The 22086-nt window shown below is 66.7% G+C and carries 25 protein-coding genes; 12 read left to right on the top strand and 13 right to left on the bottom strand.

Annotation, left to right across the window (positions count from 1 at the left end; all coding sequences use genetic code 11):
* Positions 1–72: 72 nt before the first annotated feature.
* From AACZ75_RS14645 to AACZ75_RS14630, 4 genes are all read right to left on the bottom strand, one after another.
* Complete coding sequence (locus AACZ75_RS14645; RefSeq protein WP_339873841.1) at positions 73–1062, bottom strand: aldo/keto reductase; 990 nt, start codon at positions 1060–1062, stop codon at positions 73–75.
* A gap of 61 nt (positions 1063–1123) precedes the next feature.
* A complete protein-coding gene (locus AACZ75_RS14640) occupies positions 1124–2929 on the bottom strand; it encodes an aminopeptidase P family protein (protein ID WP_339873839.1) in 1806 nt (601 codons plus the stop codon).
* Between the two features lie 48 nt (positions 2930–2977).
* A complete protein-coding gene (locus tag AACZ75_RS14635) occupies positions 2978–3436 on the bottom strand; it encodes a hypothetical protein (protein ID WP_339873837.1) in 459 nt (152 codons plus the stop codon).
* Between the two features lie 53 nt (positions 3437–3489).
* Positions 3490–4359: a 50S ribosomal protein L11 methyltransferase gene (locus AACZ75_RS14630; RefSeq protein ID WP_339873835.1), complete on the bottom strand. Its 870-nt coding sequence runs from the start codon at positions 4357–4359 to the stop codon at positions 3490–3492.
* 85 nt (positions 4360–4444) lie between these two features.
* Between AACZ75_RS14630 and AACZ75_RS14625 the strand changes: the two genes are divergently transcribed.
* Complete coding sequence (locus AACZ75_RS14625) at positions 4445–4942, top strand: hypothetical protein (RefSeq protein ID WP_339873834.1); 498 nt, start codon at positions 4445–4447, stop codon at positions 4940–4942.
* 95 nt (positions 4943–5037) lie between these two features.
* Here the strand turns inward: AACZ75_RS14625 and AACZ75_RS14620 are convergent, their stop codons facing one another.
* The 3 genes from AACZ75_RS14620 to AACZ75_RS14610 form a co-directional block, all read right to left on the bottom strand.
* Positions 5038–5250: a DUF3126 family protein gene (locus AACZ75_RS14620; RefSeq protein WP_339873832.1), complete on the bottom strand. Its 213-nt coding sequence runs from the start codon at positions 5248–5250 to the stop codon at positions 5038–5040.
* Between the two features lie 74 nt (positions 5251–5324).
* The gene (gene cysE / locus AACZ75_RS14615) at positions 5325–6146 is read right to left on the bottom strand and encodes a serine O-acetyltransferase (RefSeq protein WP_339873830.1); all 822 of its coding nucleotides are present in this window, start codon (positions 6144–6146) and stop codon (positions 5325–5327) included.
* Between the two features lie 22 nt (positions 6147–6168).
* Complete coding sequence (locus AACZ75_RS14610; RefSeq protein ID WP_339873829.1) at positions 6169–6819, bottom strand: NUDIX hydrolase; 651 nt, start codon at positions 6817–6819, stop codon at positions 6169–6171.
* An 82-nt stretch (positions 6820–6901) separates the two neighbouring features.
* Between AACZ75_RS14610 and AACZ75_RS14605 the strand changes: the two genes are divergently transcribed.
* Both AACZ75_RS14605 and AACZ75_RS14600 read left to right on the top strand, forming a co-directional pair.
* Positions 6902–7777, top strand: a complete 876-nt coding sequence (locus AACZ75_RS14605) for an alpha/beta hydrolase (protein WP_339873827.1) — start codon at positions 6902–6904, stop codon at positions 7775–7777.
* A gap of 8 nt (positions 7778–7785) precedes the next feature.
* A complete protein-coding gene (locus AACZ75_RS14600; protein ID WP_339873826.1) occupies positions 7786–8403 on the top strand; it encodes a nitroreductase in 618 nt (205 codons plus the stop codon).
* A 172-nt stretch (positions 8404–8575) separates the two neighbouring features.
* Here AACZ75_RS14600 and AACZ75_RS14595 read toward each other — a convergent pair whose 3' ends face one another.
* The 4 genes from AACZ75_RS14595 to queF all read right to left on the bottom strand — a co-directional run bounded on the left by AACZ75_RS14595 (position 8576) and on the right by queF (position 11126).
* Positions 8576–9313 carry a class I SAM-dependent methyltransferase gene (locus AACZ75_RS14595; RefSeq protein WP_339873824.1) on the bottom strand — a complete coding sequence of 246 codons (738 nt, stop codon included), beginning with the start codon at positions 9311–9313 and terminating at the stop codon, positions 8576–8578.
* The gene (locus AACZ75_RS14590; RefSeq protein ID WP_339873822.1) at positions 9310–10170 is read right to left on the bottom strand and encodes a DUF817 domain-containing protein; all 861 of its coding nucleotides are present in this window, start codon (positions 10168–10170) and stop codon (positions 9310–9312) included. Before AACZ75_RS14590 ends, AACZ75_RS14595 begins: the two co-directional genes overlap by 4 nt.
* Before the next feature lie 63 nt (positions 10171–10233).
* Positions 10234–10656 (bottom strand): VOC family protein, encoded by a 423-nt coding sequence (locus AACZ75_RS14585; protein ID WP_339873821.1) that lies wholly within the window; start codon positions 10654–10656, stop codon positions 10234–10236.
* A gap of 8 nt (positions 10657–10664) precedes the next feature.
* A complete protein-coding gene (gene queF, locus AACZ75_RS14580) occupies positions 10665–11126 on the bottom strand; it encodes a preQ(1) synthase (RefSeq protein ID WP_339873819.1) in 462 nt (153 codons plus the stop codon).
* Between the two features lie 186 nt (positions 11127–11312).
* On the opposite strand from queF, the gene AACZ75_RS14575 reads away from it, so the two are divergent.
* The 8 genes from AACZ75_RS14575 to AACZ75_RS14540 all read left to right on the top strand — a co-directional run bounded on the left by AACZ75_RS14575 (position 11313) and on the right by AACZ75_RS14540 (position 17054).
* Positions 11313–12107: an alpha/beta hydrolase gene (locus tag AACZ75_RS14575; RefSeq protein WP_339873817.1), complete on the top strand. Its 795-nt coding sequence runs from the start codon at positions 11313–11315 to the stop codon at positions 12105–12107.
* Positions 12108–12228: 121 nt separating this feature from the next.
* On the top strand, positions 12229–13827 hold the full coding sequence (locus AACZ75_RS14570) for an ATP-binding protein (protein WP_339873815.1): 1599 nt from the start codon (positions 12229–12231) through the stop codon (positions 13825–13827).
* Between the two features lie 22 nt (positions 13828–13849).
* Positions 13850–14776 (top strand): nitronate monooxygenase, encoded by a 927-nt coding sequence (locus AACZ75_RS14565; RefSeq protein WP_339873813.1) that lies wholly within the window; start codon positions 13850–13852, stop codon positions 14774–14776.
* A 29-nt stretch (positions 14777–14805) separates the two neighbouring features.
* Complete coding sequence (locus AACZ75_RS14560) at positions 14806–15501, top strand: TorF family putative porin (protein WP_339873811.1); 696 nt, start codon at positions 14806–14808, stop codon at positions 15499–15501.
* Between the two features lie 40 nt (positions 15502–15541).
* On the top strand, positions 15542–15784 hold the full coding sequence (locus AACZ75_RS14555; protein ID WP_339873809.1) for a hypothetical protein: 243 nt from the start codon (positions 15542–15544) through the stop codon (positions 15782–15784).
* Positions 15785–15959: 175 nt separating this feature from the next.
* Positions 15960–16172, top strand: coding sequence for a cold-shock protein (locus tag AACZ75_RS14550; protein WP_300444100.1), 213 nt, complete (start codon positions 15960–15962; stop codon positions 16170–16172).
* A gap of 266 nt (positions 16173–16438) precedes the next feature.
* On the top strand, positions 16439–16651 hold the full coding sequence (locus tag AACZ75_RS14545; protein WP_300444097.1) for a cold-shock protein: 213 nt from the start codon (positions 16439–16441) through the stop codon (positions 16649–16651).
* 121 nt (positions 16652–16772) lie between these two features.
* Positions 16773–17054, top strand: coding sequence for a hypothetical protein (locus tag AACZ75_RS14540; RefSeq protein WP_339873806.1), 282 nt, complete (start codon positions 16773–16775; stop codon positions 17052–17054).
* Positions 17055–17056: 2 nt separating this feature from the next.
* Here the strand turns inward: AACZ75_RS14540 and AACZ75_RS14535 are convergent, their stop codons facing one another.
* Both AACZ75_RS14535 and AACZ75_RS14530 read right to left on the bottom strand, forming a co-directional pair.
* The gene (locus AACZ75_RS14535; RefSeq protein WP_339873804.1) at positions 17057–18217 is read right to left on the bottom strand and encodes a cystathionine gamma-synthase; all 1161 of its coding nucleotides are present in this window, start codon (positions 18215–18217) and stop codon (positions 17057–17059) included.
* A gap of 4 nt (positions 18218–18221) precedes the next feature.
* Complete coding sequence (locus tag AACZ75_RS14530) at positions 18222–19625, bottom strand: cystathionine beta-synthase (protein ID WP_339873802.1); 1404 nt, start codon at positions 19623–19625, stop codon at positions 18222–18224.
* Between the two features lie 107 nt (positions 19626–19732).
* On the opposite strand from AACZ75_RS14530, the gene rnr reads away from it, so the two are divergent.
* Entirely contained in the window at positions 19733–22048 is a 2316-nt protein-coding gene (gene rnr / locus AACZ75_RS14525; protein ID WP_339873800.1) for a ribonuclease R, read from the top strand.
* Positions 22049–22086 lie beyond the last annotated feature (38 nt).

The raw sequence follows: 22086 nt of genomic DNA, 5'->3' as shown, positions 1-22086 counted from the left end.
CCCGCCCCTCCGTCACGGCGCGAAGGCGCGCCGCGCCACCTCCCCATCGCTACGCGACAGGGAGGAGACAGATTAACGATTCAGGGCCGCCCGTCCGGCCGGTGCGTAGCGCTCACCGGCGGCGGCGTCGCGGGGGAAGATCGCCGCGGTCGCGGCCAGTTCGTCCGTGGTCAGCACCATGTCGACGGCGGCGGCATTCTCTTCCAGGGTCGCGATCCGGCGGGTGCCGGGAATGGGCACCAGATGGTCACCGCGCGACAGCACCCAGGCCAGGGCCAGCTGGGCCGCCGTGGCCCCGCGCGCCTCGGCCAGGGTCTTCACCGCCTCGACCAGATCGAGGTTCTTCTGGAAATTCTGGCCGATGAATCGGGGATTGGTGCGGCGGAAATCGCCCTCTTCCAGATCGTCGATCGAGCGGATCGCGCCGCTGAGGAATCCGCGGCCCAGCGGGCTGTAGGGCACGAAGCCGATGCCCAATTCCTCGCAGGTCGCCAGAATCTCATCCTCAGGTTCGCGGCTCCACAACGAATATTCGGTCTGCAGGGCGGTGATCGGGTGGGTCGCGTGCGCCTTGCGCAGCGTCGCCGGGGCGGCCTCGGACAGGCCGAGGAAGCGGACCTTGCCCTCGGTGACCAGCTCAGCCATCGCCCCGACCGTCTCCTCGATCGGCGTGTCGGGGTCGACCCGGTGCAGATAGTAGAGATCGACATGGTCCATGTTCAGCCGCTTGAGGCTGCCCTCGATCGCGCGGCGCACATTGGCGGGGCTGCCGTCGACCTTCAGGGCGGTGCGCTCGGCATTGTAGCCGATACCGAATTTGGTGGCGACGAAGGCCTTGTCACGCTTGCCGGCGAGGGCCTTGCCCAGCTGGATCTCATTGGTGTGCGGACCGTACATTTCGGCCGTATCGAACAGGGTGATGCCCAGATCGAGCGCGCGGTGGATCACCGCCGTCGCCTGGGCCTCGTCCGAGCCCTGGCCGTAGAAGGCCGCCATGCCCATACAGCCCAGACCGATGGCCGAGACTTCGGGGCCCCTGGGGCCGAGGGTGCGGGTCTTCATGGGCGAACTCCTGTGGGGGCCAGCCCCACAGGTCGGTGTCGGCCCGCCCCGCCGCAAGTGGCTAGAGGGGGGCCGCCTGCACTTTCAGCCAGTCCCGCACCTCGCCCGGCAGCAGCGGCCCGACGGTGGCGAGGATCTCGGCGTGATAGGCATCGACATAGGCCCGTTCGTCAAACGTCAGCAGGTCGACATCGATCAACTTGCGGTCCAGCGGGGCCAGGGTCAGCTGGCGGAAGCCGTGCATCGGGCGCTCGCCGCCGGGAATGGCCTCGGGCGGCGTGACCACCTGCAGCGTCTCGATACGAATGCCCCAGTGGCCTTCCTTGTAGTAGCCGGGCTCATTGGACAGGATCATCCCGGTCATCAGAGGCTGGCTGTTCGGGGCCTTGGAGATGCGCTGCGGCCCCTCGTGCACGCCCAGATAACTGCCGACGCCATGGCCGGTGCCGTGGTCATAGTCGAGCCCCGCCATCCACATCGGCTGGCGCGCGATGGCGTCCAGCTGGTGGCCGGTCGTCCCGGCCGGGAACCGGATCACCGCCATGGCGATATGGCCCTTGAGAACCCGGGTGTAGCGGTCGCGCTGCTCCTGCGTCGGCTCGCCGATGGCCATGGTCCGGGTCACATCGGTGGTGCCGTCCAGATACTGGCCGCCGCCGTCGACCAGCAATAGCGACCCCTTCTCGATCCTGCGGATGGTGCGGGTCACCGGCTTGTAGTGCGGCAGGGCCCCGTTGGGACCGGCCCCGGCGATGGTGTCGAACGACAGGTCCTTCAGCTGACCGGTCTCCTCGCGGAAGCTCTCCAGCGCCTCGACGATCTCGCGCTCGCTGGGCAGGTCACGCTGTGCCACCGTATCGACCCAGTGCAGGAAGCGGGTCAGGGCTGCGCCGTCGCGGATGTGCGCCTGACGCGCGCCCTCGACCTCGACCGGATTCTTGACCGCGCGCGGCACGGCGCAGGGATCCATGGCCCGCACCACGGTCGCGCCCGCGGCGGCGAGCCGGTCGAAATACCAGGCCGAGGACTGGGCCGGATCAATCATCACCTTGCGCCCCGACAGGGCGTCCAGCGCCGCCGGCAGGGCGTCTTCGGCCGCCAGCGTCACCGCGTCGCCCAGCCAGCCGGGCAGCTCGTTGGTGACCTTGCGCGGGTCGAGGAACAACTGTGCCGTCCCATCGGCATTGACGATGGCCTGACCCAGCGGCAACGGCGAACGGATCACGTCCCCGCCGCGCACATTGAACAGCCAGGCGATCGAGGTCGGGGCGGTCAGCACGGTGGCCTCGGCCCCGGCCTCGGTCAGGGCCGCGCCGATGCGGGCCCGCTTCGAGGCGCTGCTCTCGCCGGAATAGACATCGTCATGCGGGACCACCGGGGCCTGCGGCTGGGCCGGGCGATCGGCCCAGGCAACATCGATGGGGTTGGGCTCGACCGGCTTCAGGGTCGCGCCGGCCTTGTCGGCCGCCGCCTTCAGGGTCGCCAGGGCGTCGGGACTGTGAAGCCGCGGATCATAGCCGATCACCGAGCCCTTCGGCGCGTGCGCCAGATACGCGGCGACACCGTCTTCAAGCGACCGGATTTCGAACTGGCCGGCATCGACCTGGGCCTTGACCTGGACGGTGTAGCGCCCGTCGGCGAACACCGCGGCCCGGTCCGTCATGATCACCCCGGCCCCGGCCGAGCCGGTGAAACCGCTGATCCACGCCAGCCGGTCATTGGCCGGCGGCAGGTATTCATTCTGATGCTCGTCCTCGTGCGGCACCAGCAGACCGTCGAGACCCTGCTCGGCCATCTTCGCGCGCACGAGCGGCAGGTGTTTGGCCCCGAAGGACGGGTCGGTGGTTTCGTCGAATGTCTGGCGCATGCGTCGACATAGCACCTCCCTCCCCGTCTTGGGGAGGGAGGCACAGGATCAGTTTTGCGGCGCGGTCGGCGTCACGGTCGCCGGAGCCGGCTGCGGCGGCGTCGTGATCACCACCGGCGGCGGCGGCGGCGTGGCCCGGGCCTCGGCGGCGCGGGCGTCATTGCCGGCACGGACAGCCTCGGCCTGGGCGCGCGCCGCGTCAGCGCGGGCGATGTCGACACTGGCCTGGGCTCCGGTGATCTGCCCCTGTACCAGGGCGGCGTCGGCGGCCGCCTGGGCACGGGCCGCCTCGGCCTGGGCCTCCAGCATCCGGACATCCGCATCGCCGGAACCCTGCCCCGCGAACAGAATCCACAGGACGGCGATAAGCACCAGGCCGCCGAGCACGCCGGCGATCCACCAGCCGGTGTTGGAGTCGCGAACCACGACGGTTTCGACCGTCTCGGTATAGACCGGCTCGGGCGGCGGAGTGCGGGCGGGATCGGAGTCGGGATCAAATTGGGTCACGGTGCGTCCTCGGTTGAACACTCGTAACCACCGGGTTCGATACCGGTTCCGCGTCAGCCCGTCCGACGGAGAACGAGGGCACTCCAGGCGTCGTGGTGGATGCGCCGTTCAAGCACGAAACCCCGGGACAGATAGGCGGCGCTGACGCGGCGTTCCTGAGTGCGCAACAGACCCGAGAGGATGGCCACGCCCCCCAGCTTCAGGGCTTCCTTGATATCCTGCGACAGGGCCACGAGCGGCGGCGCCAGAATGTTGGCGAACACGAGGTCATAGGGACCATGCTCGCGCACCCGGCGGTCGTTGAGTCCCGAGGCATGGACGAAGCGGGCGTCGGCTCCGTTCAGCTCGGCGTTCTCGTTGGCGATGCGCACCGAGGGCCCGTCGATGTCGGTGCCGACCGCGATGCGGCTGCCGGTGCGCGCGGCGGCGATCGCCAGCACGCCGGTGCCACAGCCGACATCCAGCACCCGTTCAAATTTTTCGCGCTTCAGCAGGTCGTCAAACGCCTCGAGGCAGCCGACGGTGGTGCCGTGGTGGCCGGTGCCGAACGCGGCCCCGGCATCGATCTTCAGACTGATACGGTTCGGCGGCACCCGCCCCTGGTCGTGCGCCCCGTAGACGAAGAAGCGCCCGGCCTCGACCGGCGGCAGTCCGGACAGGGACATGGCCAGCCAGTCGGCGTCGGCCAGTTTCTCGACGACCACCGCCAGACCGTCGCGTCCGGTCAGCAGCGTCTTCAGCCCCTCGACTTCATCGTCCGTGGTGGGGAAGGCATCAATGCGCCAGAGGCCGGCGTCCTCGTCCTCTTCGAGAATCGAATAGGTGACCCCCTCCAGCACGGGATCGGAATCAATCGCCAGTGCTGCGGTCTCGGCGGGCGCGCGAAGACCGCGCGCGATAATTTGAATTGCGGACTCGGACATTTCTCAAACGCCGCTATCATGACGAATCGAAACACACGCCTTCACGCATTTGCGCGTCGGCTCAAACCGAGGGGTCGGGGAGTTCATGGCCAAGTCACCGTCTAAGTCGCCTAAAGCGTCTGCAAGCGCTTCCAAGCCGAAACCGGCAGCAAAGTCGAGCGCTGCGCCGAAAACAGCCGCCAAGACGGCCAAGCCCGCCGCTGCGGCAAAGGTGCCGGCCGTGCGCGCCGCCGCCAAGCCGCCGGTGAAGGCCAGCGCCAAGCCGGTGACCAAGGCCGCTGCGAAGCCCGCTGCCAAGTCGGTCGCGAAACCTGCCGCCAAGGCTGCGCCGAAGACTGTGGTCGCCAAGCCCAAACCGGCCGCCAAAAAATCCGTCGCCAGGAAGCCCGCCGCCACTGCTGCGGCGAAGACCGTAGCGGCCAAGCCCGTCGCGCGTCCCGCTCCCGTCGCCGCCAAGCCGGCCGCTGCCGTCGCTCCGCGTCCGGCCGCCGCACCGGCCGCCGCGGCAGCCCGGCCGGCTGCAAGGCCCCAGAACAAGGGCTTCATCAGCGGTCTGCTGGACGCGATCTTCGGCAAGCGCTGACCTGTCCGTCATCGGAATCGAAAAGCGCCGGAGGGGCCATCCCCTCCGGCGCTTTTTTACGTCGGGTCGCGAAACCGGAAGCCTGTCGCGATGGCTCAGTCCTCGGGCAGATCCTCGGCCAGGATGGCCATTTCAAACATGAAGGAGCCGTCGCCGTCCTCGTCCGCGAAAACGATTCCGATGAACTCGTCGCCGACATAGACCTCGGCGGAGTCATTCGGCTTGGGGCGGGCCTTCAGCTTGATGCCACCGGCATTGAAGGTGCGCTTCAGATGGGTCTCGATGCGCTTGATGTCGGATTCGTTCACGGCGGGCCTCGGCAGTCAGTTCAGTGATGGCAGACGCGCCGGACCCTAGAGACTGGCGTCGGTGAGGGAAAGCCTCAGATCACGAAGTCATGCGCGATGTCGGCCAGGGTGTGGTCCATGGTCCGGGCCGGTGTGGCATCCGTGGGGCAGTTCACCAAACGCGCCGGCACCCCGGCCACGGTGCAGCCGGCGGGGACCGGTTTCAGGACCACCGACCCCGAGGCGACCTTGGCATAGTCACCGATGGCGATATTGCCGAGCACCTTGGCCCCGGCCCCCAGCAGCACGCCCTTGCCGATCTTGGGATGGCGGTCACCGCGACTGGCTCCGGTGCCGCCCAGGGTCACCGCGTGCAGCATCGACACCTCGTCACCGACCACTGCCGTCTCGCCGATGACGATACCGGTGCCGTGATCGAGGAACAGGCCCGAGCCGAGCGTCGCGGCCGGATGGATGTCGACCTGGAACAGCTCGGAGATGCGACTCTGGAAATGAAAGGCCAGGGTCTCGCGCCCCTCGGTCCACAGCCAGTGCGCCACGCGCCAGGCCTGCAGCGCCTGAAACCCCTTGAAATAGAGAAAGGGCTGCAGCAGCGAATGGATGGCCGGGTCGCGCTCGGCCACGGCCTGGAGGTCCGCTTCCGCGGCGACGACCATGGCGGGATCGGCGGCATAGGCGGCCAGACAGACCTCGCGCACGGTCATGGCACTCAGTTCCTCGTCACCCAGTTTGCGTGCGATCTGGAAACTCAGCGCCCCGGACAGGTCGGTGTGGGACAGGATCACCGCGTTGAGCTGCGAGCCCAGCTGGGGCTCGTCACGCGCCGCCGCCTCGGCCGCTGCGCGCAGCTGTGTCCAGATTTCGGGCTGTTTGGCGACGACTTCGAGTGCGGGCATCAGACTTCCTTGCGACGGGCCATCATACCCGCCCGACCATGGCCTGCGCCAGCCGGTCCGGCAGATCGCCCTCCCTCGCCATATGGTAAGCCCGCAAGGCGGTCGCCACCGTGAAGGCGTCCCGGACCGATCCCCGGCCGATCTCGGTCAGCAAATCCGCAAAGGGCACGCGCACCGTGCGGATGATCTCGGTGGGGTCCGGATCGACCGCGACCGGCGTCAGATCCCAGGCGAGCCAGGCGATGGCCCGCTCGTCGGTGACGGAATTGCTCATCTCGAGCCGTAACACCTCGCGCCACGCCTTCGCGGCCAGGCCGGCCTCCTCGGCCAGCTCACGCCTGACCCCGGCCAGCGGGGCCTCGGCATAGGGCGCACCGCCTTCCGGCATCTCCCACGAATAGTTCATCAGGGCGAAGCGCTGCTGGCCGACCAGGGTCACCGTGCCGTCGTCGTGCAGGGGCAGGACGCCGACCGACAGATTGTGCGGTCGCATCACGACATAGTCGGCCTTCATCCCCGTCGGGGCGGTGGCGTCATGGCGGGTCAGTCGCAGCCACGGCGTGTCGAAACAGGTGGTCGCCCCGCCGTCGCGCCACGGCGGCGGACGCTCGCTGCCGTCGTCCCAGACGGGCACGGGCCGGTCGGCGTCGAAGGTGTCCCGGGAGTCGGTCATGGTCCCGGTATGGCGCCGGTGCGGCGTCCGGCAAAGTCGATCGGCCGTTGTGATGGCGGCAGGGGTCGGCGATACCGTCCGCATGACGACCGTAATTCGACAGGGGCAGACCCGGGCCAACGGGCTCGACTTCGCCTACCTTGAGGCCGGCCGGGGCCCGCTGGTGCTGCTGCTGCATGGCTATCCTGACACGGCCTGGACCTGGGAACACCAGATGCCGGCGCTGGCGGCCGCCGGCTACCGGGTGGTTGCCCCCTTTCTGCGCGGCTACCCTCCAACGGAAATTCCGGTCGACGGCTATTATGATCGCGCGACCCTGGCCCAGGACGTCAAGGGTCTGATCGAGGGCTTGAACGACGGTCAGCCGTGCGACCTGGTGGCCCAGGACTGGGGCGCGGCCCTGTCCTACGGGGCGCTGGCGGCCTATCCGGAATTGGTCCGGCGCGCGGTGCTGATGGCCATACCCCATCCAGCCGTAGCCGCGCGCAGCATGGCCTCGCCGGTCCAGATCCATCGCGCGTTCCACTGGTGGTTCTTCCAACTGCCCGCCCTGCCGGAGCAGATGGTGCCCGCCGACGACTTCGCCTTCATCGACTATCTGTGGGAGCAGTGGTCGCCCGGTCATGCGGAACAGGCGCATGTGGCGCGGGTCAAACAGACCCTGGCCCAGCCCGGTGCCGTCGCCGCCACCATCAACTACTACCGGGCGGCACTGAACCCGGTCCTGCAGGACCCGGCCCTCGGCGAGCTGCGCGCGCGCCTCGACGGGCCGATCGCGGTGCCGACCCTGGCCCTGTGCGGAGCCGACGACGTCCGCGCCGCGCCAATGGCCGATCAGGCGGCGCACTTCACCGGCCCCTACCGATTTGACGTGGTGCCCGGCTGTGGCCATTTCCTGCACCGCGAACGCCCGGACGACATCAACCAGCGCATTCTCGCCTGGCTCAAGGACGCCTGATTGACCCCATGACCCGCCTGACCCTGCCCGCATCCGTCCTCGGCGCTGTCCTGCCGCTGCCGGCGCGTTCACCCGAACAGCTCGAGCGGATGGCGGTCCGGCGCTCGGCCTCGGCGCAGATGCTCGTCGCCCCCGGCCCGACAGCGGCGGAGATCGACGACATCCTGACGCTCGGGGCCCGGACCCCCGATCACGGCAAGCTGTTCCCGTGGCGCTTCGTCGTGCTGGGCCCGCAGAGCCGCGCCGAGCTGGTGGCCCGGCTCGAGACCCTGGCCACGCGCCAGCCCCAGCCGGACCCGGCGCGGGCTACCCTGGCCAAGCTGGCCAATCCGCCGCTGTCGATCCTGGTGATCTCCGCGCCGGTGCGCGGTCACAAGGTGCCGGTCTGGGAACAGGAACTGTCGGCCGGTGCCGTCTGCATGAACCTGGAACACGCGGCCAGTGCGATGGGCTACGCCACCAGCTGGATTACCGACTGGTACAGCTATGATCCCGAGGCCGCGGACCTGTTCGGAGTCCAGCCGGGCGAGCGTATCGCCGGCTTCATCCATGTCGGCAGCCTGACCGAGGCCCCGCTGGAACGCCCGCGTCCGAACCTGTCGACCAAGGTCACGCGCCTGCCCTAGACCCGCCGTTCGTGGCGCGCCTCCCGCTGTTTCGTAACGGAGGTGCAATCAACCGGGCAAGGCCCTGCAACATTCTGGCCTTCGCTGTGGCTAGTCTGGTGCTGGCAGCATCCGCGGGCCTCCTTGACCGGTGTGGCCATGGCCTGAGCCAGCCCCCCGGCCAGGTCGATCGTCACGAACCGGGCTGAAGCCGACCGTCGGGCTTGCACCATTCCATCATCAGGAACCACGGTGCCCGGTTGTAGTGGGCTGTTCGGGCGGGGTCACCGCCCTGCGCGGCCGGCTCGGCGAAATGGGTGAGAACCAGCTCCTGCTCCAGCAGCAGCGCCATGTAGGTCGACAGCGGCCGGTGCCAGTTCCGGATGCGGATCCCCCGCCAGGCGACCCAGGCGGGCCGTTCTTCCAGATAGTGGTCCATCGCATGCGCGCGGCGACCGTCCGCCAGCGTGGTCCAGCCCAGATCGAGCGCATCGCCCGCCGTGTTGAATCCATTCAGATTGGCGATCAGCAACCTCCCGCCCGGTGCCAGCACCCGCGCCATCTCGCCGATCGCTGCGCCCGCATCCGGAATGTCGATCAGCGACAGATAGCTGACGACCAGATCGAACGCACCGTCCTCGAAACCCAACGCTTCCGCCGCTTCGACGCGGTAGTCACCCCCGGCGTCGAGCGCGCGCGCCCGGTCTATCAGGCTTCGCGCCGGATCGATCCCGACCGCCTCAATGCCCTCGGCCCTCAGCATACGGCAGAAGCGCCCCTCACCGCAGCCGACGTCCAGCGCCCGGCGATAGGGACGCAGGCGCACGCGCGCCATCATCGGCGCGTCCATCACGACCCGACGGCCAAAGTCACCGGCGTCGCCCATATCGGCGATCCAGGCCGCCGCCGACTCCTCCCAGCCATCGCTCATCGTGACGCCTCCGCTTGCGGCCGGTGCACCAGCGACACCAGCACCACACTGATCATCATCAGCAGAAACCAGCTGCCCAATTTGGCGAGGGAGACCGGCGTCCAGACATCGTCCTGGTCGGGATAGACCCAGGCCCGGGCATAGGTGCCGATGTTCTCGGCCAGCCAGATGAAGACTGCGACCAGAAAAAATCCCAGCAAAAACGGCATCGAGCGCCGGGTCCGGTCCGGCGTGAAATGGAACCAGCCGCGTCCGAACAGCAGGGCCGTCGCCACGAACAGGCCGAGGCGGATGTCGGGCAGCCAATGATGGGCGAAGAAGTTGACGTAGATCGCCGCGGCCAGAACCCACGTCGCCCACAGTGGCGGATAGCGGGTGAAACGGATGTCGAAGATGCGCCAGATACGGGCGATATAGCTGCCGACCGCCGCATACATGAAGCCCGAGAACAGCGGCACCATGCCGATGCGCAGGACGCTGTCCTCGGGATAGATCCAGGAGCCCTGCGATGTCTTGAACAGCTCCATGACCGTGCCGACGACGTGGAAGACCAGGATGACGCGGGCCTCCTCCCAGCTCTCCAGCTTCAGGATCAGCATGGCCGCCTGGATGGCCACTGCGGCGAGGACCAGGAAGTCGTAGCGGGCGATCGGCGCGCTCTGCGGCCACCACAGATGGGTCGCCAGCAACAGGGTCAGCATCGCGCCGCCGAACAGACAGGCCCAGCCCTGCTTGATCCCGAACATCAGGAATTCAAAAGCATGGCGAGACCAGACTGCGCGATCGGCCACGACCTGCAGCCGGACCAGCCAGTGGCGGCCCCAGGTTTCGAGCGGGAGGCGGCGGTCAGCGATCATGGCGTCAGTCCAGACTGGCGCGCGGCCGGCGGCGCGCGGAAAAACAGCACCCCGGACGACCGTCTATTGGGCGAACAATTGGCCGAGGTCCTCGAACCCCTTCATCTCGATCGCATTGCCGCTGGGGTCGCGAAAGAACATCGTCGCCTGCTCGCCCGGCTGACCCTTGAAGCGGACATGGGGTTCGATCTCGAACTTCGTTCCCGCCGCGATCAGCCGGTCGGCCAGCGCCTGCCAGTCCTTCATCGCCAGAACCACGCCGAAATGGGGCACCGGCACCTGATGGCCGTCGACCGGATTGCCGCCGGCGTCGGGTGCGGCCATTCCGGGAACGAGATGCGTCACGATCTGATGGCCGTAGAAGTCAAAGTCGATCCATTCGCCGGAACTGCGCCCCTCGGCACAGCCCATGGTTCCGCCCCAGAACCGGCGCGCCTCGTCGAGGTCGTGGACGGGAAAGGCGAGATGGAACGGGCGCAGCGTCATTGTGGGTCTCATCCCCGCCCGCGATAGGTCGGCACGCCCTGGTCCGGCAGCCACAGACCCTCGGGCGCGACGCCGGTCTGCCAGAACACGTCGATCGGGATGCCGCCGCGCGGATACCAGTAGCCGCCGATGCGTAGCCATTTCGGCTGCAGCAGGTCGGCGATCTTCTTGCCGATGGCCACGGTGCAGTCCTCGTGGAAGGCCCCGTGGTTGCGGAAGGCGGTCAGGTACAGCTTCAGACTCTTGGACTCGACCAGCCAGTCACCCGGCGCATAGTCGATGACGATATGGGCGAAGTCCGGCTGACCGGTGACCGGGCACAGGCTGGTGAATTCCGGCACGGTGAACCGGGCCAGATACAGGGTTCCGGCGTGCGGGTTGGGAACCCGTTCCAGCTCGGCGGCTTCCGGACTGACGGGCTGTACGGTGTGCTGGCCCAGCTGGGACAGGCCGGTCGTGTCTGTGGTCATGATTTCAGCTTGCAGAGGCTGGACGCTCGCGAGTGTCCATTATTGAACCGAGGGATTGAAATAGGCCCATGCAGCCTGTTTTTGAAAGCGTCCTCTCAAGACAGCTCGGCCCGGAGCACGCCTGGCGGGGTTGTCGGGCACCGGCCGTTGCCTTAGCCCGACAGATATCAACTGTGGAAGGATGCCATGACGGTCTCGCAGCGCCATAATGTCGTCACCGGCGGTTCGGGCCCCCGCGCCATGATGTTCGCCCACGGCTTCGGCTGCGACCAGCACATGTGGCGGCTGGTGGCCCCCGCGTTCGAGGCGCGGTTCCAGACCATTCTGTTCGATCAGATCGGCGCGGGCGGCTCGGATCTGGCCGCCTATGAGCCTGAAAAATACGCCAATCTGGATGGCTATGCCGAGGACGTCGTCGACCTGGCTGAAGAGCTCGGCGTCCGGGATGGTGTCTTTGTCGGGCATTCGGTCAGCGCGATGATCGGCCTGCTCGCGATCAAGCGGGCACCGCACCTGTTCAGTGACCTGGTCATGGTCGGACCCTCCCCGCGCTATATCGATGACGAGGCCGGCGGCTATGTCGGCGGCTTCAGTGAGAGCCAGATCGAGGAACTGCTGACCTTTCTCGACAGCAACCACATGGGGTGGTCGCAGGCGATGGCTCCGACGATCATGGGCAACCCCGACCGGCCCGAACTGGCTGACGAACTGACCAACAGCTTCTGCCGGACCGACCCGGAGATCGCCAAGCGCTTCGCCCGCACCACCTTCCTGTCTGACAACCGCGAGGACCTCGCGAACTTTGCAACCCGCACGTTGATCCTGCAGTGCGCCGACGACGTCATCGCGCCTCAGGCGGTCGGCGAATATCTGCACCGGACCCTGCCCAACAGCCGGCTGGTGCTGATGGAGGCAACCGGACACTGCCCCAATCTCAGTGCGCCAGAAGAGACCATCGCAGCGATAGACGGCTTTGTCTGAGTCGCCCGGACCACCGCTCGGGCATGCTGGATCAGGTGATCTTGAGGATCTCTTTGAGAACGCCCCCTGCGGATACCTGATCGTCGACGCGACCGGCCGCATCGCCCGGATGAATGTGACGATGGCGACCTGGCTCGACGGCTGCCCGGCTGATTACTCCGGCCGCAAATTCTCCGAGCTGCTCACCATCGCCGGGAGGATCTACTACGAGACCCATTTCGCACCGCTGCTGCGCATGCAGGGCTTCTTCAACGAAGTGGCGCTGGACCTGGCCCGACCGGGCCGGGAGCCGTTGCCGGTCCTGATCAATGCCACCGAGCGGCCCTCGGCGGACGCCTCGGGGCGGGTCATCCGCATCACTGTCTTCAACGCCTCGGATCGACGGCGCTATGAGCAGGAACTACTGGAAGCCCGGGCGGCCGCCCGGAAGGCCGGCGCGGCCCTTCTCGAGCTCAACGAGACCCTGGAGGCCCGGGTCGATGCCGAAGTCGCGGAACGGCTCAAGGTCGAGGATGCCCTCCGCCAGGCCCAGAAGATGGAGGCCGTGGGTCAGCTGACCGGTGGCGTCGCCCACGATTTCAACAATCTGCTCACGGTCATCCTGGGCGGCCTGGAGACCGTCAGCCGCCAACTCACCGTGAGCCCGTCGCCCGAAAGCCGGACGCGGATCGAGAAGGCCGTGGCCATGGCCACGCACGGTGCCGAGCGGGCGGCGACCCTCACGGCTCGACTGCTGGCTTTCGCCCGGCGGCAGCCGCTGGAGCCGCGCCCCGTCGACGCCGGACGCCTGATCATCGGACTGGCCGACATGCTGGAACGTACCCTGGGTGAACAGGTAGCCCTGGAAACGGTCGGCGGGGCCGGCTTGTGGCTGGCTCACGTCGACGCCGGAGAACTTGAAAATGCCCTGGTCAACCTCGCCGTCAATGCGCGGGACGCCATGCCGGACGGCGGACATCTGACGATCGAGACCGGCAACGCCTTCCTGGATGAAACCTATGTCGCGTCCATCCCCGAGCCAGTGCCACCCGGTCAATATGTCCTCGTCGCGGTGACCGACACCGGCGAGGGCATGGACGCGGACACTGCCCGGAAGGTTTTTGAACCTTTTTTCACGACCAAGGAGGTCGGAAAGGGAACCGGACTCGGGCTCAGTCAGGTGTACGGATTCGTTCGGCAAACGGGCGGTCACGTCAGGATCTACAGCGAGGTCGGGTCCGGAACGACGGTCAAGATCTACCTGCCCCGCTTCATTGGCGACTCGGTCTCTGACCCGACGGAAGCGGCGAATTCGGCGACCGAGGGCGGGTCGGAGACAATCCTGTTGGTAGAAGATCACGACGATCTGCGGGCCTACAGCGCAGGCGTTCTGCGCGAGCTGGGCTACACTGTGCTGGAAGCTCCCGACGGCCGCGCCGCGCTCGACGTCTTCCAGGCCCACGACGATATCGCGCTGCTGTTCACCGACGTCGTGATGCCGGCGGGCCTGGACGGTCGTCAGCTGGCGGACGAGGCCCGTCGACGGCGTCCCGGGCTGAAGGTGCTCTTCACAACCGGCTATACCCGCAACGCCATCGTTCACAACGGACGCCTCGATCCCGGGGTGAACCTGCTGAGCAAACCCTTCACCTATCACGAGCTGGCTGTGACCGTGCGGCGGGTCCTGGACGGCCAGGGTCCGGGACATTTGCCTTCCCCCACGACAGCCCGCTATCCGTAGTCAAACAAAACGGGGAAACATCATGGCCATTCCGGCATCGCTGAAAAAAGGTCTCAAGCTGCCGGTCATCGCCGCGCCGATGTTTCTGGTATCCGGGCCCGATCTGGTGGTCGAGGCGTGCAACGCCGGGGTGATCGGCACCTTTCCGTCGCTGAACCAGCGCACCACCGAGGGCTATCGGGACTGGGTCCAGGAGATCAAGGGTCGGCTCAGCCCCGACGCTGCCGCCTTCGGGGTCAACCACATCGTCCACCCGACCAATCCACGCCTGATGGCCGACATGATGGTTTCGGTCGAGGAGAAGGTGCCGCTGATCATCACCTCGCTCGGCGCGGTGCGCGACGTGGTCGATGCGGTGCACGGCTATGGCGGCGTGGTCTTTCACGACATCGCCAATGTCCGCCACGCCCGCAAGGCGGCCCAGGCGGGAGTCGACGGCCTGATCCTGGTAGCCAATGGTGCGGGCGGTCACGCGGGGGTGGTCAATCCCTTCGCCCTCGTCAACGAGGTGCGCTCCTTCTTCGACGGCACCATCATTCTGTCGGGCTGTTTGTCGACCGGTTCCGACGTCGCCGCAGCCCTGATGATGGGAGCGGACTTCGCCTATATGGGCACCCGCTTTATCTCGACCGACGAATCGATGGCTCAGGGCGAGTACAAGCAGATGATCGTCGACGCCGGCGCGTCCGACATCACCTACACCCCCGCCGTCTCGGGCATTCCGGCCAATTTCCTGACCCCGTCGCTGGTCGCCAACGGCATCGATCCCAAATCCCTGCCCGAGCACAAGCTGGACATGGCCGACGAGGCCAAGGCCTGGAAAACCGTATGGTCGGCGGGCCAGGGCTCGGCCGCGGTGCAGGACATCGTGCCGGTATCGGAATTGGTTCATCGCTTGGCGGCTGAAATGTCGTCCGCACGTGATAAATTCGTCAAGGACTGGGGTTAGACGCCTCCTCGTTGAAACCGAGGTGAAGAATGATGCGTCCCCTGCTGTTTGCCGCTGCCGCCGTACTGGCCCTGCCCGCCGTCGCCCATGCCCAGGACGGGCCTGCCGCGGGCTCCTGGTCGTTCGCCGTCGGTGCGGGGACGGACAACCGCTCGAAGGGCGCGTCCAAGTCTGACGGTGATGCCTATGTGTTCGGTGAGGCTCAGTGGGACAGCGCCGACGGCTTCTTTTATGCCGGGCCCTCGTTCCAGACGATTCGCAGCTCCAGTGGGTCCGAGCTGGAAGCCGCCGTCGACGCCGGCATCCGCCCCGAGATCGCCGGCTTCGATGTCGACCTGAACGCCAAATACAAATGGCAGGTCGACGCCATCGACGGCTATGACGCCGACTCCTGGGAGTTCACCGGCAGGATTTCGCGCTCGATCGGACCGGCCAAGGCCCGTCTGACGGTGCAGTATTCGCCCGACAGCACCGGCTCCTCCAAGGCCTGGACCTGGGTCGAGGGCCGGGTCGGCTGGGACTTCACACACAAGCTGTCCGGGACCGCCGCGATCGGTCGCCGCGAACAGGAGACCAGCGTCGACTACACGGCCTGGAACGCCGGCATGACCTATGCCGTCACCCGCGATGTGGATTTCGACCTGCGCTACTATGACACCGACGCCAACGTGCCCGGCCCGCAATATGCGTCCGCCCTCGTCGGCGAGGTGACCTTTTCCTTCTGATAGTGCTGGTCAAACGACGCTCATGCCCCCACCTAGGGGCATGAGCTTCAGACCGACGACGATCGAACGCGCCTATCAGCTGGCCGAGAGTGGCGATTGCCGCACCGTCGGCGACATCAAGCAGAAGCTGCAGGCCGAAGGCCATGAGCGGGTTCAGGAGAACCTGTACGGTGCCTCCCTGACGGGGGCGCTGCGCAAGCTGTGCCAGAAACACTATGTGCCGTCCGAAGAGGACGCGGCATCACCGGCCCCTTCCGAGAACGACGACGGCGACGACGACTGACAGCCTGAGCCTTGCTTTCGACCGAAAGGCGCGTCACAAGGCTAAACGTCGATCTCTCTGCGTCACGCTCTTGCACCCCTTTGCATCCGCACCGAGGTCTAAAGCCGATCCATTCAGACCCGACAGGCCGATCAGGAGCTATTTCCTGCGGCCAATTCTAACGGAGGTCCTGAAAATGGCTACCGGCACTGTAAAATGGTTCAACTCCACCAAGGGCTATGGCTTTGTCCAACCCGATGACGGTGGCAAGGACGTGTTCGTCCACATCTCGGCCGTCGAGGCCGCTGGCCTGAACGGCCTGAACGAAGGTCAGCAGATCTCCTACGAGATCGAAAGCGACCGTCGCACGGGCAAGGAATCGGCCGGTCAACTCAAGACTGTCGGCTAGATAACGCGTTGAATGGCGGCTGCGTCCCGGATGCAGCCGCCATTTTTGCGTCTGGATGCCGGCGTCGGTCCAGGACGCCTCTTCCAACTGAATTCGCGTTGTCCTTGCTATTGATGCGGACAACGCCCACATAGAAGCTGTCGATCTCTCTGCGTAACGCTGCTGTCCTTTGCATCACGCACTGAGTCAAAAAGCCGATCCCATTCAGACCCGACAGGCCGCGCAGGAGCTATTTCCGGCGGCCAACGCTAATGGAGGTCCTGAAAATGGCTACCGGCACTGTAAAATGGTACAATTCCACTAAAGGCTACGGCTTCATCCAGCCGGACGACGGCGGCAAGGACGTTTTCGTCCACGTCACCGCTGTCGAGGTTTCCGAGCTGAACAGCCTCGACGAAGGCCAGAAGATCTCCTTCGAAGTCGAGCGCGATCGCAAGACGGGCAAGGAATCGGCTACGCAGCTCAAGGCTGCTGAGTAGATCAGGTTTCGGCGGCTCCGGCCGCCATCCGGGCTGAAGGGCCGGCGCTTCGTGCGCCGGCCCTGAAGCTGTTTTTCAATGGAGTACGCCGATGACGCCTCTGTCCGAGATGATACCGGCGATGCCCGACGCCGACCTCAAGACCCTCCGCGCCAATGCGGAACGTCTGCTGGTCCGCGGAACGGCTGGCCAGATCGCTTCCGCCACCGATATCCTGCCGCTGATCGAAGCCGAGTTCGCGGCCCGCATCGCCGCCAAGCCGCCCGCCAAGAAGCGCGCCCCGGCCAAGAAGAAGGTCGTCGCCGCCGCCGATGGCGCCGAGCCGGTGGTCAAGGCTGCGCCGAAGAAGCGCGCCCCGGCCAAGAAGAAGATTGCCGCGGACGCCGAAGCGACCGCGAGCTGACGTCAGGACAGGGCCTGATCCAGATCCGCGATCAGGTCCTCGACGTCCTCGACCCCCACCGACAGGCGAATCAGGTTCTCGGTGACGCCACCGGCGTCGCGCAACGCCTTGGGCACCGAGGCGTGGGTCATGATGGCCGGATGATTGACCAGGCTTTCCACCCCGCCCAGCGATTCCGCGAGGGTGAAGACCGCGACCCGCTCGAGCACCTGACGGGTGCGTGACAGATCGCCGTCGATGACCACCGAGACCATGCCGCCGTAGGCCCGCATCTGGCGGCTGGCCAGATCATGCTGCGGGTGACTGACGAGGCCGGGATAGATGACCCGGGCCACACCCTTCCGCTCTTCCAGCCAGCGCGCGATGGTCAGGGCATTCTCGCAATGGGCCTTCATGCGCAGGCCGAGGGTCTTCAGACCCCGGTTGGCGAGGAAGGCATCAAAGGGCCCCATCACACCGCCAACCGAATTCTGCAGGAATTTGATCTCGGCCGCGACCTCGGGGTTCCCGGCGACCAGAACGCCACCGATGATGTCGGAGTGGCCGTTCAGATATTTGGTCGCCGAATGCATGACGACGTCGGCCCCGAGGCCGAGTGGCTGCTGGCACCAGGGCGTGGCGAAGGTATTATCGACAACCAGGAGGAGACCATGGACTTTCGCTACCTTTGACAGGGCGGCGATGTCGGCGATCTTCATCATCGGATTGGTCGGGGTCTCGACCCACAGCATCTTCGTCTTCGGTGTGATCGCGGCCTCGACGGCGGCGATGTCGCTAAGATCGACATAGGCGAAGTCCAGACCCATCGAGCGACGACGCACCCGCTCGAACAGACGCCAGGAGCCGCCGTACAGGTCATCGCCGGTTACGATGTGCGATCCCGCGTCCAGCAGTTCCAGCGCCGTCGAGGTCGCCGCCATGCCCGAGGCGAAGCCGAAGCCCTGAACCCCGCCCTCAAGGTCGGCGATACAGCCCTCGAACGCCTCCCGGGTCGGGTTCTTGCCGCGGGCATATTCGTAGCCCTTGTTCACACCCGGGCTTTCCTGGGCATAGGTCGAGGTGGCGTAGATCGGGGTCATCACCGCGCCCGTGGTCGGGTCGTGCCGCTGGCCGGCATGGATGGCGCGGGTCGAGAAGCCCTGCTGGTTCTTGAGGTTGGCCATAAGCTTACCGGTTCAGGCTGAGGTGGTTGATCAGGTCGGTGCGGGTGATCAGGCCGACGAAGGCTTCGCCGTCCAGCACGATGGCCACCCGGTCGCGGTCGAACACCGGGATCAGGGCGTCCAGTGGTTCATTGACCTGAACCGTGTCGAGGTCACGGGTCATCACCGTGCCGACCGGCTTCTTGAACCGGTCCTGGCGGGTGATCTCATCGGTGTTCATCACGTGGATCAGGTCACTTTCGTCGACGATGCCGACCAGGCGACCGTCCTGGATCACCGGCAGCTGCGAGACGTCCGCTCCGCGCATGCGCTTGAACACCGTATCCAGCGTGTCATCGGGACCGGCCACGACCACATCACCCTCGGCGTATTTGCGGTGGATCAGGTCCGACAGATTGCCGTGGATCTCGCGCTCGCCCAGACCCTGGTCGGCCAGCCAGGCGTCGTTATAGACCTTGGACAGATATTTGGCCCCGGTGTCGCAGACGAAGGTGACACAGCGCTTGGGTTCGGTCTGTTCACGGCACCAGCGCAGGGCGGTGGCGATCAGGGTACCCGACGAGGACCCGGCCAGGATGCCTTCCTTCAGCAGCAGTTCACGGACGGTGCCGATCGCCTCGGCGTCGGGGATCGAATAGGCCTTGTCGATCAGGCTCATGTCGGCGGTTTCGGGCACGAAATTCTGGCCGATGCCCTCGACGGTGTAGCTGCCTTCCGGCCCCGGTACGCCGTCGTTGACGATGCCGCCCAGCACCGAGCCGGTCGGGTCGGCGAGAATGATCTCGGCGTTTGAGCCGACGCTCTTCAGGTACTGGGCGATACCGGTGATGGTCCCGCCCGAGCCGATGCCGGCGACAAAGGCGTCGACGTCGTGGTCCATCTGCTCCCAGATCTCGGGACCGGTGGTCTGGAAATGCGCGGCGGAATTGGCGTCATTGGCGAACTGGTTGACGTAGAATCCACCCGGCAGCTGCTGGGCCAGGCGCTCGGCCATGTCCGTGTAGTATTCGGGATGGCCGTGCGGCACGTCCGACCGCGTCAGTCGCACGTCGGCCCCCATGGCCCGCAGATGCTGGATTTTCTCCTTCGACATCTTGTCGGGGATGACCAGCAGCACCTTGTAACCCTTGGCCTGGCCGACCAGCGTCAGGGCCAGGCCGGTATTGCCCGCCGTCGCCTCGACGATGGTGCCGCCGGGCTTCAGAAAGCCTTCCTTCTCCGCTGCGGCAATCATCGACAGGGCGATCCGGTCCTTGATCGAGCCGCCCGGGTTCTGGGATTCCAGCTTCAGGAACAGCCGGCACGGTCCGGTGTCGATGTTGGTCACCTCGACCATCGGCGTCAGGCCGATCAGGTCCAGCAGGGATGCGGCAGGCCGGCTGAGAACAGGGGTGGCAGGCAAGGACATGGACAGACTCCGTGAGCGTTCGCGGCGGAAGCTGATCGTCAGACCCGACCAGGTCAACCCACGCAAGATTTAGCCCTTTGGGGCGAAGCACACTACATAGGTACACAATGACAAAAACACCCCGCAGGCCCGCATCGGGCCTCCCCGACAAAGCCACCCTCCTCGCCTTCCTGACGGAAGCCGGCGGAGCCGAAAAAACCGATATCGCCCGCCATTTCGGCCTGAAGGGCGAGGATCGCCGTCGCTTGCGCGACATGATGCGCGAGCTGGAGGCCGAAGGCCTGCTGGGCAAGCGCGGTCGCAAGACCTTTTCGCCCGCCGGTGATCTGCCGCCCGTCGGCGTCGCCGATGTGGTCGAGCGCGATGTCGACGGCGATATGTATGTCCGGCTCGTCGACGCCGGGCCCGATGCGCCACGCGCCGTGCTGGTCCCCGAGAGCGGCCCCAGAACCGCCCCTGCCCCCGGTATGGGCGACCGGCTGCTGGTCAAGTTCGTCCGGGGCGAGGACGGCTGGGAGGCGCGGCTGATCAAGGCGCTGGACGCCGGCACCAACCGCGTTCTCGGCGTGATCCGCAAATCCGGCAAGGAGACGCGGGTCGAGCCGGTGGACCGTCGCTCCAGGGACGTGCTGGTCATCCCGCCCCTGCAGGCCGCCGATCTGCGCGACGGCGACCTGGTGCTGGCCTCGATCGAGAAGGGCGAACAGCGCTACGGACCCAAGCGCGGCAAGATTCTCGAGACCATCGGCCGCGAGGATGACCCGCGCGCCGCCTCCCTGATCGCCATCCACGCCCACGGCGTGCCGACGGGATTCTCCGAAACGGTCGAACAGGAGGCGCTCGATCAGGCCCTGCCGACGCTGAAGGGCCGCGAGGATCTGCGTGAGATTCCGTTCATCACCATCGACCCCGCGGACGCCCGCGATCACGATGACGCGGTCTATGCCCACCGCGACGAGGACGCCAAGAACCCCGACGGCTGGATCGTCTGGGTCGCCATCGCCGACGTCGCCGCCTATGTCCGCCCCGACACCTCTCTGGACCGCGAGGCCCGGGCCAAGGGCAATTCGACCTATTTCCCCGACCGGGTCGAGCCGATGCTGCCCGAAACCCTGTCCAACGGCCTGTGCTCCCTCAGGGAGGGCGAAAACCGCGCCTGCCTGGCCGTGCGGATGGTGTTTGACAAGGATGGCCGCAAGACCGGCCACCGCTTCGTGCGCGGCCTGATGCGGTCGCACGCCAAACTGTCCTACGAACAGGCCCAGGCGGCCATCGACGGCCAGCCGGGCGATGCCACCGGCCCGATCATGGACGCCATCCTGTATCCGCTGTGGAACGCCTATCACACCATGCTCAAGGGCCGGCTGAAGCGCAGCCCGCTGGCGATCCAGAGCCCGGAACGGCGCATCATCATGGCCCCCGACGGGGGTATCACCGCCATCGAGCCACGCAAATCGCTGGAGGCGCATCGCCTGATCGAGGAGATGATGGTCCAGGCCAATGTCTGTGCCGCCGAGACGCTGGAGCAGAAGCGCACGCCGCTGATCTACCGCATCCACGACACGCCCAGCCAGGAGAAGACCTTCAACCTGGCCGACTTCCTGCAGACCATCGGCAAGCCGTGGAGCAAGGGCGAGGCCCCGACCACCAAACGGCTGAACAAGCTGCTCGACGAGACCCGCGACACGCCCCACGCCGAGGTCGTCAACGAAGTGGTGCTGCGCAGCCAGATGCAGGCCATCTACAGCCCCGACAACATCGGCCATTTCGGCCTGAATCTGGATCGCTACGCCCATTTCACCTCGCCGATCCGGCGCTATTCCGACCTGATCGTGCACCGGGGCCTGATCCGCGCCCTGGGGCTGGGCAAGGACGGACTGACCGACCGCGAGGTGGCGGAACTGCCCGCCATCGCCGAACAGGTGACCACGACCGAACGCCGCTCCATGGCGGCCGAGCGCGACGCGATGGACCGCTATATCGCCGCCTTCCTCGAGGACCGGGTCGGGGCCACCTTCCCCGGCCGGATCACCGGCGTCACCCGCTTCGGCCTGTTCGTGCGGCTGGAGGAGACCGGGGCCGACGGCCTGTGCCCGGTGTCGTCCCTGGGCAACGAGTATTTCCACCACGATGACCGCGCCCACGCCCTGGTCGGCGAGCGCAGCGGCCAGCGCTGGACCCTGGGCCGTCAGGTCGAGGTCAAGCTCAGGGAGGCGACGCCGATCACCGGCGGCCTGCTGTTCGAGATGCTCAGCGACCCGGCCCCGCGCGATCCCGATGCCCCGGCCCCGCGCTACGGCGTCCGGGCCCGGGATCGCGGCCCCGGTGGCAACGGCCCGCCCAGGCGCGGCAGCAAACGCCCGGGCGGGCCCAAGCCGCCCTCCGGCGGTCTGAAGGGCGTGCGCAAGGGCAAGCGCCGCTGAGCGGTCCCGACGGCGACAGGAATTGACAGGTTTCGCAT

The sequence above is a fragment of the uncultured Brevundimonas sp. genome (genome assembly GCF_963975535.1).
Lineage (GTDB): Bacteria > Pseudomonadota > Alphaproteobacteria > Caulobacterales > Caulobacteraceae > Brevundimonas.
Note: the sequence above shows the minus strand (reverse complement) of the source record. Positions and strands in the feature narration are given on the sequence as shown.